We start from the raw sequence: 17,095 nt of genomic DNA on the forward strand, positions 1-17,095 counted from the left end.
ACTATGATTTTGATGAATCACTCTGACTCTCACCATCTCGATTACCTTGTTTTTCCTCCGTTTTAGTTTGTTCTTTGTCATACTGTTCGTCTTTTGGATTTTGCTGTCCGCTATCCTCTGTCTCATCCTTACACTGGTTGTTTTTCTCCATGTTATTAATTGTATCATTCTTCATTGTTTTGCTCTTTACAATAATAAACATAAACAACAAAATCATCAATTGAAACAATAAGCCTAAAGTACTCCAAGTGTATATATTAAACTCAAAGTGGTCTGCTTTATCTGTAAATAAAGTAATGGATAGTATTCCCGCTATAATACTTAGAGGTATCTTTGTGAATTTTGTTTTTACGCCTGAAATCAAGGAGAGACTTCTGTTTAACCCATAGATAAGTAACGAAAATTTTGCAAATAACGTTGGGAAATACAATGCAACTAGAATAAAATCCAGTCGATCCAAAAAGTCTGTTAAACGAATTTGCTGAACCAATGTATAAGATGGGTATGCTGAATAACGAACAATTTCTGGTCCTAATACAGCTATTTGTGAAAATATTATTACGAAAAGAAGAAAAACTCCTGATAAACTTCCATATAAAATAGAACTTTTCATTTTATTTATAGGTTCAATAAATCCAATAATTAAAAATAGAACGACGATTTCACCAACCCAGTTTAAGCCAATAAAAGTAGATTGTAAAATAGAAGGTATCATCTCTAACCCAATAATAGGTTCAAAGTTTTCGACTTCAAACTGTGAAATTAAGGAGATAGGAACAAATAATATGACACCAATAAAAAGAAAATAGTATAGCTCTGTAAAACGAGCAATTACTTCTACGCCCCCCCATGTTATATAAAGACTTGTTAATATAATTAACATGGTAATAATATAAAGAGGGGTCAGAGGGAGCAAGGTAACTTCAATAAATCCAGAGACAAACCTTAAATCCCGTAACAATAGATGAAAAATATAAATAAACAGTAATAAAGCTAATATCTTTACCTTCCAATTAGTTTGTTCTGTTGTTAATTTTTCTTTAATAGAGTCCGTGCTTTTTGCTAAAAAAAAGCTAAAGTATATGATGACGAACACATACAATGATAATAGAATAGGAACCAGCCAGGTATTTTGTAATGCTAAATCAATAAGAGATTGAGGAAGAGCAACTATACTACTTGTGACAATGATATTTCCAGCTAGGAATGCTCCTTGTCTAGGAGAGATTGTCATTTTCATTGACTTATTATCCTTTTCGTAAACCTTCCAAAGAAGTAATACAGGAAGGTTGTATAACCTGAGATTACATGATCAAACAATAGTGAAAAGGAGCAAATTAAGGCTATCATCGATGTAGTCACGTACAACATTTTCACTTTTTTATCTTGATTCATCTCCTTGTGACCTAAATAATAGCCGCCTATAAGAAGTAACATAATAAATAAAATTTTTAGCATACATACATCACTCCCTTATTCCAATCCCCTCGGTTACTAAACCAGGTAGTTCCACAGAACTAGATACGTCAACTTCATAGGTTAAAGTTGGTAATAATTCTCTCCAATTACTTTTCCATATATTCCATTTTTTTCTTTCCTTTCTATGCATGAACCGACCTAATCCAAACGAATCTATTCCCTCTGATAATGTTGTATCTAAAATATCTTCTACTTCTTGTTTTACAGTCTCGGCTACCTTTTCATTTATTTCCTGAAACACAGATTGTTCTTTCAGATTTAAATCTGTTTCATTTTCTAAAATAACACCACCTATATTCACCTTAAAGTAGAAAACAGGTAGATCATTTTTCAAAGTATATGAAATATCACATACATCTTTGATGATTTGAATGGATATGTGTTCTCCCTCCTTCATTTCAAACGTAAACGTTTTTCCGTTCTTCTTTTCGAATATCCAATCCACACCAGATGTTTGTTTTTCATTCGTTTTGATGATCATTTTATCATCTTTAAAAATAGCAAGTTTGCTCATCTCAATTTGCTTTGAAACAAGTTCTGAGTCTGGGCTTTCGTTTTCTATAAGTGTTATAACAGGAAGGATAGGGTCATTTCCATCTTGTTGATAATCAGTTAAAAACTCTCGAAGCATTGTATCAAAAGCATTTTTACCAATTTCCCTGATCGATTCTGCTGATATACTTTCTAATTGAGGATTGGTGGCAATCACATTTAACGCATCGCCTTCTGACACAAAAACTTGTGTTGTTAATCTAGATTCTCTCGTACGAGTAAGTACATCTAATGTCTCTCCTAAACCACTTCGTGCTAGATCTTCACTAAACACCGCAACCCGTCGATGTCCAACAGCAATTCTTCTTGACATATGCTTTTGAATATTCTCTATAGCTTCCCGAATATTTCTTCCTTTTGCAGCATCTACATAATAGGATGCTCCACCTGATGTACCTCCTCCACCACCTGAACTACCTGCTCCGCCCATTTCTCCAGGTAACGGGAGTACTATCCCAGCTTTATATGTTTTATCATCTACTTTGTCATAACTTGTTCCCATAACAATGGCAACGTCGTTTATTTCTAATCGATCCCAACATCCTATGAGTGGTATTATTAGTAAGATTGTAAGACATATTATTAGCAGTTTCTTCATGGAATCACACCTGAGTAGTTGTTATTTGTTTTGATCTGGTGAAGGGTATAAATTGTTTTTTTGTCTTTTTACATTGCTTTTTACAAATTCACTTGGACGACGATTATACATCCAAAGAGGTAACCTCATAAATACATCTCTCAATTCCGATAATTTTAATGGGGCTAATGGTGCAAAGTATGGTGTTCCAAATGAACGTAATTGACATAAATGTGCAGTAATTACCATTGTTCCAATTACAATTCCAAACAGACCAAATACGGAAGCAAGAACCATTAGTGGAAAACGTACGAGACGAACAGAAATAGCAAGACTGAATTTCGGAATCGTAAACGATGCAATTCCTGTTAATGACACGATAATAACCATAGGTGCAGAAACAATCCCCGCTTCCACAGCAGCAGAACCTATCACTAGTGCACCAAGAATACTCACTGCTTGTCCGATTGTTTTCGGTAATCGAACTCCAGCTTCTCGTAATGCTTCAAATGAAATTTCCATAATAAATGCTTCTACAACGGCAGGGAATGGGATTGCTTCCCGACTAGCTGCAATACTTAAAAGTAAATTTGTTGGAATCATTTCCTGATGATATGTTGTTACAGCAATATATAGAGCAGGTAACAATAATGCGATCCCTAAAAAAATGAGGCGAATACTTCGTAAAAAGATAGCAACATGGAAACGATCATAATAATCTTCACTTGCTTGAAATTGTTGCCAAAACGTTGCTGGCAATAGTATCACAAACGGAGTACCATCTACTACAATGCCAATTCTTCCTTCCAATAAGTTTGCAGCAACAGTATCTGGTCTTTCTGTAATTTGAACTTGTGGAAACACACTCCAAGGATCATCTTCAATTAATTCTTCAATGTAGCCCGATTCAAGAATACCGTCTATTTTTATACGATCAAGTCGATTATTTATTTCCTGTACTATTTTTTCATCAGCAATTCCATCTAAATACATTACCGCTACACCAGTTTGTGTCTTATCACCAATTATTTTTGAAACCATTTTCAAATCAGTAGTACGTATTTTTCGTCTGATTAAAGATGTATTTACTCTAAGGCTTTCCACAAACCCCTCTCTAGGTCCACGGATCGCAGTTTCTGATTCAGGTTCTGTGATTCCTCTAGTTTGAAATTCTTTTGCATCAAAAATAAGTAGTTTTTCTTTACCATCTATGACAAGTACGGTATTTCCTTCTAAAACAGCTGTAACAGCTTTGTCTAACGTATTTTCTTCAACCGTCTGAGATATGGACAATGTTTTTTCTTCAATATCATGGATCGTCGACACATTTTCTTCTTGCTTAATAAGATCCAATATCACATGTTGTTGAATATCAGTTGTATTAACTAAACCGTCTATAAAAATTAGACAAGCTCTTTTCCCGTCCATTTGAATATTTCGATATAATACATCAGAGCAGTCAGAAAATGCATTTTTAAAAAACGATAAATTGTCTCCTATTTTGCGATATACTAAAGTCACTCGTTCTATTTTTCCCATATAACAAAAACTCCAATATGTAGCAATATTTTTCTTATTTTGACCATTCATGGCTGTTTTATCCTAAAGACAAAAAAAGAGTACCAAAAAGTTTTTTCATAACCTTCTGATACTCCTGCTCATTAAATTAAGAAATTAAATAAATCTTGATCTTTATTAATCTCAATAAACGTAAATCCTTTTTTGTTCATCCTTGCAATGAGTGGTTCATAGTCTTGTTTATATTTTAATTCTATACCTACAAGGACAGGACCTTTGTCTCGATTATTCTTTTTCGTATATTCAAAACGTGTAATATCATCTTTCTCTCCAAGTACATCACTCATGAATTCCCGTAACGCTCCAGCTCTTTGAGGGAAATTTACAATAAAATAATGTTTGTATCCTTCATAAATTAGCGAACGTTCTTTCATTTCTTGCATACGATCTATATCATTATTGCCACCACTTATGATACAAACAATATTTTTACCTTTTATTTCATCTTTATAAAAGTCTAATGCTGCTACAGACAAAGCTCCTGCAGGCTCAGCAACTATGGCATTCTCATTGTACAACCCGAGAAGTGTTGTACAAACTTTACCTTCTGGTATAAGCACTACATCATCTATTACTTCCTTGGCTATTTCAAATGTTATTTTACCAACTTGTTTTACTGCCGCACCATCAACAAACTTATCAATTGTACTTAACGTTACTACTTTATTTTGATCTAAAGACTCTTTCATTGCGGGGGCACCACTAGGCTCCACACCAATAATTTTTGTTGTTGGACTAATATTCTTAATGTAAGATCCAACACCGGAAATTAACCCACCTCCGCCTATCCCCATAAAAATATGCGAGACAGGTTCATCAATACTCTCTAACACTTCCATACCAATTGTGCCTTGCCCTGCAATTGTTAGATAATCATCAAACGGATGGATAAAAGCCATATTATTCTTTTCACAAAACTCCATTGCCTCGTAATATGAGTCATCAAACGTATCTCCGGTTAGAAAAACTTCTATAAAAGGTCCTCCAAAAAATTCAACTCGAGATACCTTTTGACGTGGAGTGGTTGTGGGCATAAATATTCTTCCCTTTACTCCTAAAGCTTTACATGAGTAAGCTACACCTTGTGCATGATTTCCAGCACTAGCACAAACTACTCCATGTTGTAACTCTTCGTTTGATAAACTTTGCATTAAATTGTACGCACCTCTTATTTTAAAGGAACGAACTACTTGCAAATCCTCACGCTTTAAAAAAACATTACATTGGTAACGCTCTGACAAAATCTCATCCTTTTGCAGAGGGGTATTGACTACGATATCTTTTAATACTTGATGAGCTATTATAATATCTTTAATAGAAATCTTATTTTCAGTCATATTCATACCTTTTAAAATCCTTCCTAACTTTGACCTGCTAAATGAATAGATAAAAATATACTAACATAAACATACATATTTAAAAACACGAAATTTTATTAATATTTTATTTTTTTATCTAATTCAAATGCATGGTTTGCTTTATTTAGTTTATTTTTACTTAACATTGCTCTTTTTTTAAGGAGCAGTCAAGTTACTTGCAACCTCTCCCAGATAAGAGAAAACACTAATTGAGGAATGGTACAATCAATAGACGTATGGTCCATGTTCTCCCACCAAGTTACAAAATCAAAATAAAAAGGATATATCAATTAAGGACTAACCTTTTGACATACCCTTCTCTTACCTTCTCTTACCTTGTCTTACCTGTTCTAATAAAGACCAACTTTTAGAAATTCTTCCCTATATTTATCTGTTAACATTTTTTTCTCCCCTTCAGGTAGAAAAGATGCCTGTAAGCCATTTAGTATAAAGTTACTTATGTCTTTCAACGTAAATTTATATTTTTCCATTATTATCTTATATTCTTTCACAAGATTCGTATTAGAAACCGTTAAATTATCCGTATTAATTGTTATATTGATCCCTTTTTCATAATATTCTTTTAGGGGATAATCCGACCAACTTTTTGAAGCCTTCGTTTGAATGTTACTAATGGGGCACATTTCTAACGGGATTTTTTGATCACGGATAAAGTCATAAATTTTTTGATTTTCACGAAGTCTTACTCCATGTCCAATTCGATTGGCACATAGTTTTGTAACAGCATCGTATATATTCTCGGGCCCACCTGCTTCTCCAGCGTGAATTGTAACTGGAATACCTTTTTTATTCGCATATTGAAAAACTTCAAGATGTAGATATGCAGGATATTCCGCTTCGTCTCCTGCTAAGTCCACTGCCACAAGCCCTTTATGAAGAAAATGGGATGCTACTTCAATAACCTCCATATTTTGTTTTATAGAATGATGCCTCATACAACATGCAATTACACGTGCTTTCACATCGAAAGTCTCGTTACCTCTTTTTAACCCTCGAATAACAGCTTGAAGTACTTCGTCAATCCGTAAGCCTTTCTCTCTATGTTGTTGTGGGGCAAAACGGACTTCTATATACTTACAATTTTGAGCACTAGCTTGCTCAACGATTTCAAAAGCAACTCGTTCTAAGGCTCTTTCTGAGTGAAGAAGCTTGGAAACAAGTTCAAACTTACTTAAATATTCTCGTAAGCTAATACACGACCCATGGATTCCTAAAAGATTACGAAGATCGGTTATATTGTTTGAAGGTAAGGAAACATCTTCTTCAATACTAAGATCAAGAACAGTTTCCGGTTTAATACTACCATCTAAATGAACATGTAAATCCACTTTCGGCAATCTCTCTAGAATAGAAATTGAATCTCCCAACATAAACACCCCTTTCAATATAAACGGCAACTCCCTACAGAAACAAAGATTGACGAAGCGAATGGTATACAAACCAACAATATTAGGAATATTAGATAAGTTAACCACCAATTGAGATTACGTATTTTAAGGTAAGATAATAATAAATAAGAAATTATAAATTTTTTCTATATTACTATCAAATGAACTATTTATCAACTTTATTGTTAGTTTTTTTAGCAAACAAAAAAACAGAGCTTACATTAGCATTCTCTGTTTTTTTACATATCACTAAATTATGAAGTTGCACTACTCTTTTTCCTTAACTCTTTCGGAATATAAATACAGAATGGCTCACTTTCCATATAATCCCCAGTCATAGCAAACGCTCTTGATCTAGAACCACCACACACCTCATTATATTCACACACACCACATTTCCCCTTATAACTACTTGGGTTTCGTAAAGATTGAAAAATGGGAGAATCCCTATAGATGTCAGGTAAAGGAGTTTCCTTTACGTTACCAGTTTTAATAGGAAGTAAACCACTAGGATAAACATCACCAATATGAGAAATAAAGACAAAACCATTACCATCATTTACGCCTTTTGGAGCACGTCCGAGACCACCTATTTTCCCTGTAGAACCATTTTTTAATGCATCTCTATATTGAATGTTACTCCCTTTGCTTTCTGCCTGCTTCTCTCGCATCTTATTTTGGATCACTACTCTACGATAATGTTGTGCTCCAGTTGTTTTTATATCAAAGGAGACTCGCTTAGATAAATCGTAAAGCCACTGAAATACTTTTTCATGCTCGAGTGCAGTAATCATATCCTTTTCTTGCCCACGCCCCGTTGGAACAAGGAAAAACACGCTCCACAATACACAGTTTAGCTTTTCCACTAATTCTGCCATCTCGTCTAAGTGCTCGTAGTTATATCTTGATATGACAGTATTAATTTGAATTGGCATCTCTAGTTCATGCAAGTAGTTGATCGCATTCATGGTAAGGTCAAAAGATCCACTAGTTCCACGGAAATGATCGTGGATCTCTGCATTTGGCCCATCAATACTAAATGCCCAGCGACTTAGCCCAATATCTTTTGCTTTTTTCATTGCTTCCCTTGTGACATTCGGAGTAGCTGATGGGGTCATAGATACGCGGATTCCTTTTTTGATTGCATATGATGCAATATCAAAAACGTCCTCACGCATGAGAGGGTCTCCACCAGTAAAAACTAGCATTGGATTATTCATAGAATGAATATCATCAATTAACTTTTTTCCCTGATCAAATGTTAATTCAGAGGGATCACGTCGATATTGTGCTTCAGCACGACAATGTAAACATTTTAACTCACAAGCTCTAGTTAATTCCCATATTACTATAAAAGGATTCTCATCGTAATTTTGCGGAAACATATACTACCACTCCTAGATAACAATATTAGTATAGGTTCAGCATATCCAAAATACGAACATATTGTAGTGAGGAAAATCACAAACAGTGAATAGTACTGAATTGTTCACATTTTAAAAGTCATCAACTAATTTCTTCATTACTAGAAAATTGGCTGTAATATAACTCTGCATAGAAACCGTTTTTCTCAATCAGCTGTTCATGAGTACCTTTTTCCACAATATCTCCTTTATTCATTACCAAAATAAGATCGGCATCACGAATGGTAGATAGACGATGTGCAATAACAAAGCTTGTTCGTCCATTCATTAGTTCTTTCATTGCTTTTTGAATATTCATTTCTGTACGTGTATCAACACTACTAGTAGCTTCGTCTAACAGTAATATTTTTGGATCTCTTAAAAGAGCTCTGGCGATAGTAATTAGCTGTCTCTGACCTTGAGAGATATTAGTAGCATCTTCGCTTAATACTGTGTCGTATCCTTTTGGTAACGTCCGAATAAAATCATCTGCATAGGCATTATGAGCAGCTTTAATAATTTCAGTTTCCGTAGCACCTTCACGTCCATATGCAATATTCTCGCGTATGGTTCCATTAAACAACCAAGTATCTTGTAAAACCATTGCAAACATACTTCGGACTTCTTCTCTCGAAAGGTCCTTTATGCTTTTATTATCAATTCGAATATCGCCTTTGTTCGTTTCGTAAAAACGTAGAAGTAAGTTAATAATAGTTGTTTTCCCTGCACCAGTTGGACCTACAATTGCTACCGTTTGACCGTGTTCTACTTCAATGTTCATATCATTAATTACTGGGGAATTTTCTTCATATCCAAAATGTACATGCTCAAATGAGACACGACCTCGTAAATTTGCTAGGTTCACGTCTGACACTTCTTCTCTCTTTTCTTCGTCCTCATCAAGAAGAGCAAACACTCTTTCTGCTGACGCTAATGCTGCTTGAATCATATTCGCAACACTTGCTACTTGTACCATTGGTTGAGATAACTGTTGTGAATACTGTATAAATGCTTGTACATCCCCGATTCGTATACTTCCATTTAAAACAAGAAGTCCACCAGCAATACTAACAAATACATATCCGATATTACTTATAAACGTCATTAACGGCATCATAATTCCTGAAATAAACTGAGCTTTCCAACCAGCTTTATATAAACGATCATTTATGGAATCAAATTCTTTGATTGCATCCTGTTCTTGGCCAAACGCTTTTACAACTTGATGGCCAGTAAACATCTCTTCAATATGACCATTAATACTTCCAAGCTCTTTTTGTTGACTCTTGAAATGCTTTTGAGAAAACTGAGCTACTGTTCTTACAACAATAACACTCAATGGAATCGTTATACACACGACTAGCGTTAATAATGGACTAATAACAAGCATCATAATAATAATACCTATCACAGTAATCACAGAAGTAATTACCTGAGTAAGTGCCTGCTGTAAGGATGTATTAATGTTATCTATATCATTCACTGCTCTACTTAACACATCACCATGTTTATGCTTGTCAAAATACTGTATTGGCAATCTTGTTAATTTTTCATTCACTTCTTGGCGCATTTCAGCAATAGTTCGTTGAGAAACTCCTGCCATAATATACTGTTGTATAAAGGCAAAAAATGTAGAGGCACAATACAATATGATTAAAACAATTAATAATTTCCCTATAAATGGAAAGTCCACTCCAGTTCCTTCCATAAAACTATCAAAAAGAGACGAAGTTGCATCACCAAGAAGTTTTGGACTAATGACATTAAACAGTGTAGAAAAGACTGCTGCAATGGCTACGATTATTAATGGCAGTCTTCTTGGTTTAAGATAGCTTAATAATCGCTTTAACGTAACTTTAAAATTCTTTGGCTTTTCTACCTGAAACATAGGACCTTTCCCGGCTCCGGCTCCACTATTATTCGATATACGAGAGGATTTCTTTTTCGATGTCATGCACTCTCATCCCCCGTTCTCTGAGATGCTACAATTTCTTGATAAACAGTGTTATTCTTTAACAGTTCTTCATGAGGACCAATTCCCGCAATTTTCCCTTCATTTAAAACAATAATTTGATCAACATTCATCACAGTATTTATTCGTTGTGCAACCAGAATAATAGTTGCATCTTTCGTTTTTTGTTTTAGCGCTTTCCTTAAATTTGCATCCGTTTTATAATCGAGTGCAGAAAAGCTGTCATCAAAGACATAAATTTCAGGGTTTCGAACGAGCGCTCTTGCGATAGACAATCTCTGCTTTTGTCCACCAGATAAATTTGCGCCTCCTTGATCTATAAACGTAGAAACACCATCTTCTTTTTCGTTTACAAATTCTATTGCTTGGGCTGTTTCCAAAGCTGCAATGATATCTTCTTCAGTAGCTTCTTTTTTTCCAAAACGAATATTTTCCTCAATCGTTCCACTAAATAGAGAAGCTTTTTGTGGTACATACCCTAGCTTTTTTCTTACATCCTTTTGAGTCATATGTCGAATATCTATTCCGTTTAACATGATAGAACCTGCTTCTATGTCATAAAACCTTGGTATAAGTTGTACTAACGTTGTTTTACCGGCACCAGTACTTCCTATTATTGCTGTCGTTTGTCCTGGCTTTGCATGGAAGGATATGTTTTCAATAGCAGGTTTCTCAGCCCCTTTATATCGGAAAGTGACATTCTTAAACTCAAGATGCCCTTGTAAACCAGTCTCTATTGCCTCTTGTATTGGATCTTTCATATCCGGGTTAATCATCAAAATCTCATTCACACGTTTTGCCGATGCTTGTGCCCTTGGGATTAAAATAAAAGCATAGGAAAGCATGATAAGCGACATTAATATCATCATGGCATATTGTAAAAATGCCATTAAGTTCCCTACTTCCATAAGCCCGTTATCAATTCTAATAGCTCCAAACCAAACAATAGCTATATTAGTGAAATTCATAATAATAAGCATAAGCGGGAAGAGAATAGCCATTATTTTGTTTACTTTAATTCCTGTATCCCGAAATTGTTCATTAGCAACATTAAATCTCTGCTTCTCGTACTTTACTCGGTTAAATGCCCTAACCACACGGGTTCCAATGAGTGATTCACGAAGTAATAAATTTAATCGATCCGTTCTTTTTTGTAGTTCTCCGAATAACGGAATAGCTTTTCTACTTATAAAAAATATCGTTCCAGCTAACACAGGTAATGCTGCTAGAAAAACAAGGGAAAGCGCAGGATCACGGGAAACAGCTAAAATAATTCCGCCAATAAGCATCAATGGTGCTCTTGTGACGATTCGTAAAATCATATTTAAAACGTCTTGAATTTGCTTAACATCATTTGTTGTTCTCGTTATTAAGGATGCAGGACCAATTTGCTCATATTCCTGTAGCGAAAAGTTTTCAACGTTAACAAACAACTTTCGACGAACATCTTTTCCAAATCCTAGTGCAACACGTGAAGCTAAAAAGGTTACTAAAATAGTAAGAAGCACAGCAAGAATGGAACATACGATCATCCATCCTCCAGTTTGTAATATAAAAGACATATCATTCGTTACGATACCTATATCGACTACATCTGCCATTAGTGTTGGTAAATATAGTTCTAATAACGTGGCAGATAGAGTTAAAATAACAATTAAAATAACATGTAAAGTGTATGGCTTTACATATTTAATCATATGTAACATAAAATTACCCTTTCTTTTTAACTTTGTATTAGTATTCTTGAATTATTTTTTATCATTATTAAGACATTAAATAAATAATAAGCTCAAAGTAAAGCCTTCGCAAACATCTATCGGTCTATTCTCTCTTCTTTATCATGCGCCTTTCCTTCTATTTTTGTATATTAGCCTTGTAAAAAGAATACCTGTTTAACATTTAAATTTCGACAAAATCTAGAGATTTCCTCCAAACCAGCTAAAAATGAACGATATTTCTCCCACGTTCTCACTAACCACAGACATATAACATATCATGCAGTTTAAATAATGTGATAAAAAAGTAATGATAATAAAATTTTTATGAAATGTACAAGGACAGAAAAACTCCTACGGAACACGAAAGCAGTAAAATCCATGTAAGCTGATAAATAAATCCATGGTTTCCTAGTGCAATAACTTATATTGTTATTTTACAAACATTACTTACATTAAAAATTAGGAGGAATTAAGCTTGGAATCTGACTCAATTGTAAAAAGTCATTTACTAAAACATAAATGGCAATACTTGTTCGGTATGATGCTTTTGTCCATCTCTAGTGTCCTTCAGCTCCAAATCCCCACCTATTTAGAGCGTTTTACAGATAGTGTTCAAGAATCCACATTAACTAATCCCCTCCTTTATGAACTATCTATTAGTGTAGTTCTTGTTGGGTTAGGTGTAGCGACTTTTCGATCATGTAGTAGAATTTATATCTTTCGTTTATCTCGATTATTAGAGAAAAAGGTTCGAATGCGTTTATTTAAACATTGGGTAAAACTCCCTGCACAATACTATAATAAACAACGTATCGGAGACTTAATGTCTCATGCTATTAACGATGTAAATGTAATTAGAGAAGTAGCAATGGGGGGGATTTTTTTAACTATTGAAGTTGTTATTTTAATTGCTGTTGCTGTCACTATGATGGGAACTACAATTAATGCATGGTTAACACTCGTCGTCATCTTACCACTTCCAGGATTAACATTTCTAGCCTATAAATTCCGGTTTAAGATACAAGATCGTTCTACAAAAGTGCAAGAAGCGATAAGTAATCTTACTAGTACTACTCAAGAGTTTTGCTCTGGTATTCGTGTAGTAAAATCTTATAATCAAGAGAAGCAAGAGTTAAATAAGTTCAAGAATGATAATTATCAAAATGTAAAAGCAAACCAACAGTTAATATTAACGAACTCTCTTTTTACATCTGCTAGTATTGCAATAGTAGGTTTAAGCTATTTATTGTCTATCTTTTTTGGCGGATTACTCGTTATGAACAATACAATTTCTTTAGGTCAATTTGTAGCTTTCAATACATACCTATCCTTACTTATAGCTCCTGTTGAAAACTTAGGAAAAGTTATTAATATTCTGCAACGTGGTTGGGCATCCAATATACGGTTACGGAAGATATTCGCTATTGAATCGGAAGTCAAAGATGAAGAAAATGTCATCGATACAGAAATTAAGGGAAGTATCCGTTTCAATAATTTATCGTTCCGTTATCCAGGAAGTGAAGAAAAAACGTTAAAGAATATAAATGTAAATATACCTAACGGCTCAAGTCTAGCAATTGTTGGTAAGGTCGGTAGTGGTAAAACAACACTTATTAACCTCTTACTTAGAATATATAATCCCCCAAAGGGAACTGTTTTTATAGATGGATACGACATCTTTCAACTACCACTCGAGCGTTTACGGAAATCGGTTGGGATAGTACCACAAGAGAACTTCCTCTTTTCTTCTACAATTGGAGAAAATATAGCTTTCGATCCAGCACCTTACGATGATATGGAAGTGACAGAAGCTGCAAAGTTAGCACAAGTATATAGCAATATTATTGAATTCCCTAAGAAATTTGATACACCATTAGGAGAACGAGGTATTTCTTTGTCAGGTGGTCAAAGGCAACGTATCAGTATTGCTAGATCTTTTATAAAAGATGCTTCTATTCTAATTTTTGATGATAGTTTATCTGCGGTTGACGCTCAGACGGAAGAAAAAATATTATCAGGAATGAAAGAAAAGATGAAGAATACGACAACCATTATTGTTAGTCATCGAATTTCGTCCATAAAGCATTGTGATCAGATAATTGTAATGGATGAAGGAGAGATTGTAGAACAAGGAACACACGAAACGCTTGTTAACAATAAAGGTATATACAATAGTATGTATGAAAAACAAACGTTTGGATACGAAACCTCTGCTAGAAAAGTAGGCCAATTTTCACTTGTCAAGAGTGGGAGGAAATAAATGAATATTCATGAGGAGAAGGAAATTGTTAACGTTGTAGACCGCCATTTACTTCGTAAGCTTTTAGCTTATGCAAAGCCTTATTGGAAAAAAATCTTTCTTTCTTTTGTTTTAGCATCTTTATTTGTGGTAGCAAATTTATCTCAACCATACTTAATAAAAGTAGCGATCGATGATTATTTAACAGTTCAATCTTCAATACAAGAAAGTTTACAAGGATTTATTTTTATCGGTATATTATTTTCACTTACTATCTTTTTTACAGCAAGTCTTACTTACATCCAAGATAGACTTTTGCAGTTTACAGGCCAATCTATTATTTTTGATATTCGACAAAAGTTATTTCATCATTTATCGCGAATGCATATGCAATTTTTTGATCGAAATCCAGTTGGGAGATTAGTAACACGCGTTACTCATGATACGGAAGCCTTAAATCAACTTTATTCCCAAGTAATCGTAAATTTAGTAAAAGAAGTGCTAATTTTAGTTGGGATTGTTATTATTCTCCTCCATTTGAGTGTGGAATTAACGTTACTGAGCTTTATGGTTATGCCTATTCTCCTGGTATTAGTTTTTGTTTATAAAAAACTTATTCGAAATGCTCATCGGTATTCACGACTCCTTCTCTCTAAGCTAAATTCAAATTTAGCAGAAAATTTATCAGGTATGAAAATTATTCAATTGTTCACTAGAGAATCGAAACAAATTGAACAGTTTGATTCTCTAAATAATGAACATTATCGTGCTGGGATGCGTGCAACCATAGTAAATTCCATTTTCAATCCTGCCATTGGATTTCTGGGAAATATAGCTTTAGCAGTGATTATTTGGTATGGAGGAGTAGGTCTCTTAGATAGTTCTTTAACATTTGGGGTGGTATATGCATTCACTCACTATATTCGTCAATTTTTTCAGCCTATCATGGCTCTTGCGGATAGATACAATCAAATACAGACGGCAATGGCATCTGCGGAACGAATTTTTGACATGATGGAAGAAAACCCACTTATTCAAAATGACCCAAAAGCAAAATATTTCCCAAACAATGTAGATGGAAAAATAGAATTTCAGCATGTTTTCTTTTCTTATCAAGACGAGGAATGGGTATTAAAAGATATTAACTTCCAGATTAAACCTGGTGAAACTGTAGGGTTTGTCGGAGCTACTGGAGCAGGTAAAAGTTCCATTATTAATCTAATCAATCGTTTTTACGATATACAGAAAGGAAAAATTTATATAGATGGCCAAGACATAAAAAAATTTAAAATAGATGATGTTAGAACGAAAATTGGTATTATTCAACAAGACCCTTTTATTTTTACAGGAGATGTGTTTCATAATATTCGTTTACACAATCAAGATTTATCCAACGATAAAATTATTGAGTTAACAAAATCAATTGGACTACATGATTTTGTTATTGGCTTACCGGATGGCTATGAAACTCTGTTAGGTGAACAAGGTGTTATATTATCTAGTGGACAAAAGCAACTTCTATCTTTCTTACGTGCAATAGCCTTCAATCCAGACGTACTTATCTTGGATGAGGCTACAGCAAATATTGATACAGAAACGGAGCAACTAGTTCAGCAAGCATTAAACCGAATCTCCATTGGTAGAACAACGATCATAGTTGCCCATCGTCTATCTACAATTAAACATGCAGACAATATTATCGTTATGCATAAAGGTGAAATACGCGAAAAGGGAACACATAAAGAACTAGTTAAACAAAAAGGCATTTATAATCGTTTATACGAATTACAAAATAAGCAACGGTATAGCAATGATATGTTTACAACTACGTAACTAGTTTTTTTCAGGGAGTTTCCTCTTTGTACGATGTCGTTTCGCAAATTCTGTTGGGGAAACTCCTACTACTTTTTTGAAGGTCCTACTAAAATAAAATTCATCATGATAACCCACACTTTGAGCAATAGCTTTTAAACGAAAGTCAGATAACACAATTAATTCCTTGGCTCGGTCCATTCGTACATGACGTAAGTAATCCATCGGGCTATAGCCAATAATCTTTTTGAATAACCTAGAATAATGACTTTCACTCATCCCAGCTAGTTGTGACAAATAGTTCAATGTTATCTTTTCTTGATAGTGACTACTTAAAAAATCTACTGTAGAATCAATAGAGTTTGTAGTATCACCAGTTATTTTTTGTGCTTTAAAATCTTGAATAATCGTTAAAAGCAGCTCTGTAAAAAGAAGCTTCTTTTTCATCATTACAATCGAACCACGATGTTTTTTTAATTCGTATATTTGTTCTAGTAAGTTCATTACCTGTGGTGGATTTTGTAGGTTGTACATACCTAATAAAGGGAATTCACTTTCAATTTCACTTGCAAATGTCCACTGTTCTTTGTATAAATAAGCTGATGCATAAGTAAATCGGACAAAGTAATATTCTAAACTATCATCTGTGTCTGAAACTCGTTCACAATTCATATTCGGTTTCAAGAAAAAGATTTTCCCTGCTTCTGCAGGATAACTAGTTCCATCAATGTATAACTCCCCTTTTCCTTTCGTTATAAACCATAAGGAATGAAAGGATTGTTCCCACGAGTAATGTTCATTTTCTTTACATTTTTTATAGCCAACTAGTAATATGGAATATACTAATTCGTTTAGTTTGGACAATACTTCGCCTGGTTTCATCATAAAAACTCTCCTTTCTTGATTTGGCCTTTTCATGGTGTCTACCTTGAAAATACGTGTATCAGATTATCTAGTAATTCTAACTTTGTTGGTTTGTATTCCATTCGCTTCAGTCC

The 17,095-nt window shown here is 34.1% G+C and carries 12 protein-coding genes; 2 read left to right on the top strand and 10 right to left on the bottom strand.

The window, feature by feature from the left end:
• Position 1: 1 nt before the first annotated feature.
• From ACERII_RS06935 to ACERII_RS06975, 9 genes are all read right to left on the bottom strand, one after another.
• Positions 2–1,240, bottom strand: a complete 1,239-nt coding sequence (locus ACERII_RS06935) for a GerAB/ArcD/ProY family transporter (protein WP_373641080.1) — start codon at positions 1,238–1,240, stop codon at positions 2–4.
• Complete coding sequence (locus ACERII_RS06940) at positions 1,237–1,458, bottom strand: hypothetical protein (RefSeq protein ID WP_373641081.1); 222 nt, start codon at positions 1,456–1,458, stop codon at positions 1,237–1,239. Before ACERII_RS06940 ends, ACERII_RS06935 begins: the two co-directional genes overlap by 4 nt.
• 7 nt (positions 1,459–1,465) lie before the next feature.
• A complete protein-coding gene (locus tag ACERII_RS06945; protein ID WP_373641083.1) occupies positions 1,466–2,629 on the bottom strand; it encodes a Ger(x)C family spore germination protein in 1,164 nt (387 codons plus the stop codon).
• Positions 2,630–2,650: 21 nt separating this feature from the next.
• A complete protein-coding gene (locus tag ACERII_RS06950; protein WP_373641084.1) occupies positions 2,651–4,198 on the bottom strand; it encodes a spore germination protein in 1,548 nt (515 codons plus the stop codon).
• Between the two features lie 71 nt (positions 4,199–4,269).
• Entirely contained in the window at positions 4,270–5,529 is a 1,260-nt protein-coding gene (gene ilvA / locus ACERII_RS06955; protein WP_373641085.1) for a threonine ammonia-lyase IlvA, read from the bottom strand.
• Positions 5,530–5,894: 365 nt separating this feature from the next.
• Positions 5,895–6,932 carry an adenosine deaminase gene (gene add, locus ACERII_RS06960; RefSeq protein WP_373641087.1) on the bottom strand — a complete coding sequence of 346 codons (1,038 nt, stop codon included), beginning with the start codon at positions 6,930–6,932 and terminating at the stop codon, positions 5,895–5,897.
• Positions 6,933–7,207: 275 nt separating this feature from the next.
• Positions 7,208–8,338 carry a TIGR04053 family radical SAM/SPASM domain-containing protein gene (locus tag ACERII_RS06965; protein ID WP_373641088.1) on the bottom strand — a complete coding sequence of 377 codons (1,131 nt, stop codon included), beginning with the start codon at positions 8,336–8,338 and terminating at the stop codon, positions 7,208–7,210.
• A 121-nt stretch (positions 8,339–8,459) separates the two neighbouring features.
• On the bottom strand, positions 8,460–10,244 hold the full coding sequence (locus ACERII_RS06970) for an ABC transporter ATP-binding protein (protein WP_373641135.1): 1,785 nt from the start codon (positions 10,242–10,244) through the stop codon (positions 8,460–8,462).
• 62 nt (positions 10,245–10,306) lie between these two features.
• Positions 10,307–12,034 carry an ABC transporter ATP-binding protein gene (locus ACERII_RS06975; RefSeq protein ID WP_373641089.1) on the bottom strand — a complete coding sequence of 576 codons (1,728 nt, stop codon included), beginning with the start codon at positions 12,032–12,034 and terminating at the stop codon, positions 10,307–10,309.
• A 487-nt stretch (positions 12,035–12,521) separates the two neighbouring features.
• On the opposite strand from ACERII_RS06975, the gene ACERII_RS06980 reads away from it, so the two are divergent.
• On the top strand, positions 12,522–14,306 hold the full coding sequence (locus tag ACERII_RS06980) for an ABC transporter ATP-binding protein (protein ID WP_373641090.1): 1,785 nt from the start codon (positions 12,522–12,524) through the stop codon (positions 14,304–14,306).
• Complete coding sequence (locus ACERII_RS06985; RefSeq protein ID WP_373641092.1) at positions 14,307–16,118, top strand: ABC transporter ATP-binding protein; 1,812 nt, start codon at positions 14,307–14,309, stop codon at positions 16,116–16,118.
• Here ACERII_RS06985 and ACERII_RS06990 read toward each other — a convergent pair whose 3' ends face one another.
• On the bottom strand, positions 16,119–16,982 hold the full coding sequence (locus tag ACERII_RS06990) for an AraC family transcriptional regulator (protein ID WP_373641093.1): 864 nt from the start codon (positions 16,980–16,982) through the stop codon (positions 16,119–16,121). It lies immediately after the preceding gene.
• Positions 16,983–17,095 lie beyond the last annotated feature (113 nt).

The sequence above is a fragment of the Evansella sp. AB-rgal1 genome, assembly GCF_041820985.1.
In the GTDB taxonomy this organism is placed as follows: Bacteria; Bacillota; Bacilli; order Bacillales; family Salisediminibacteriaceae; genus Evansella.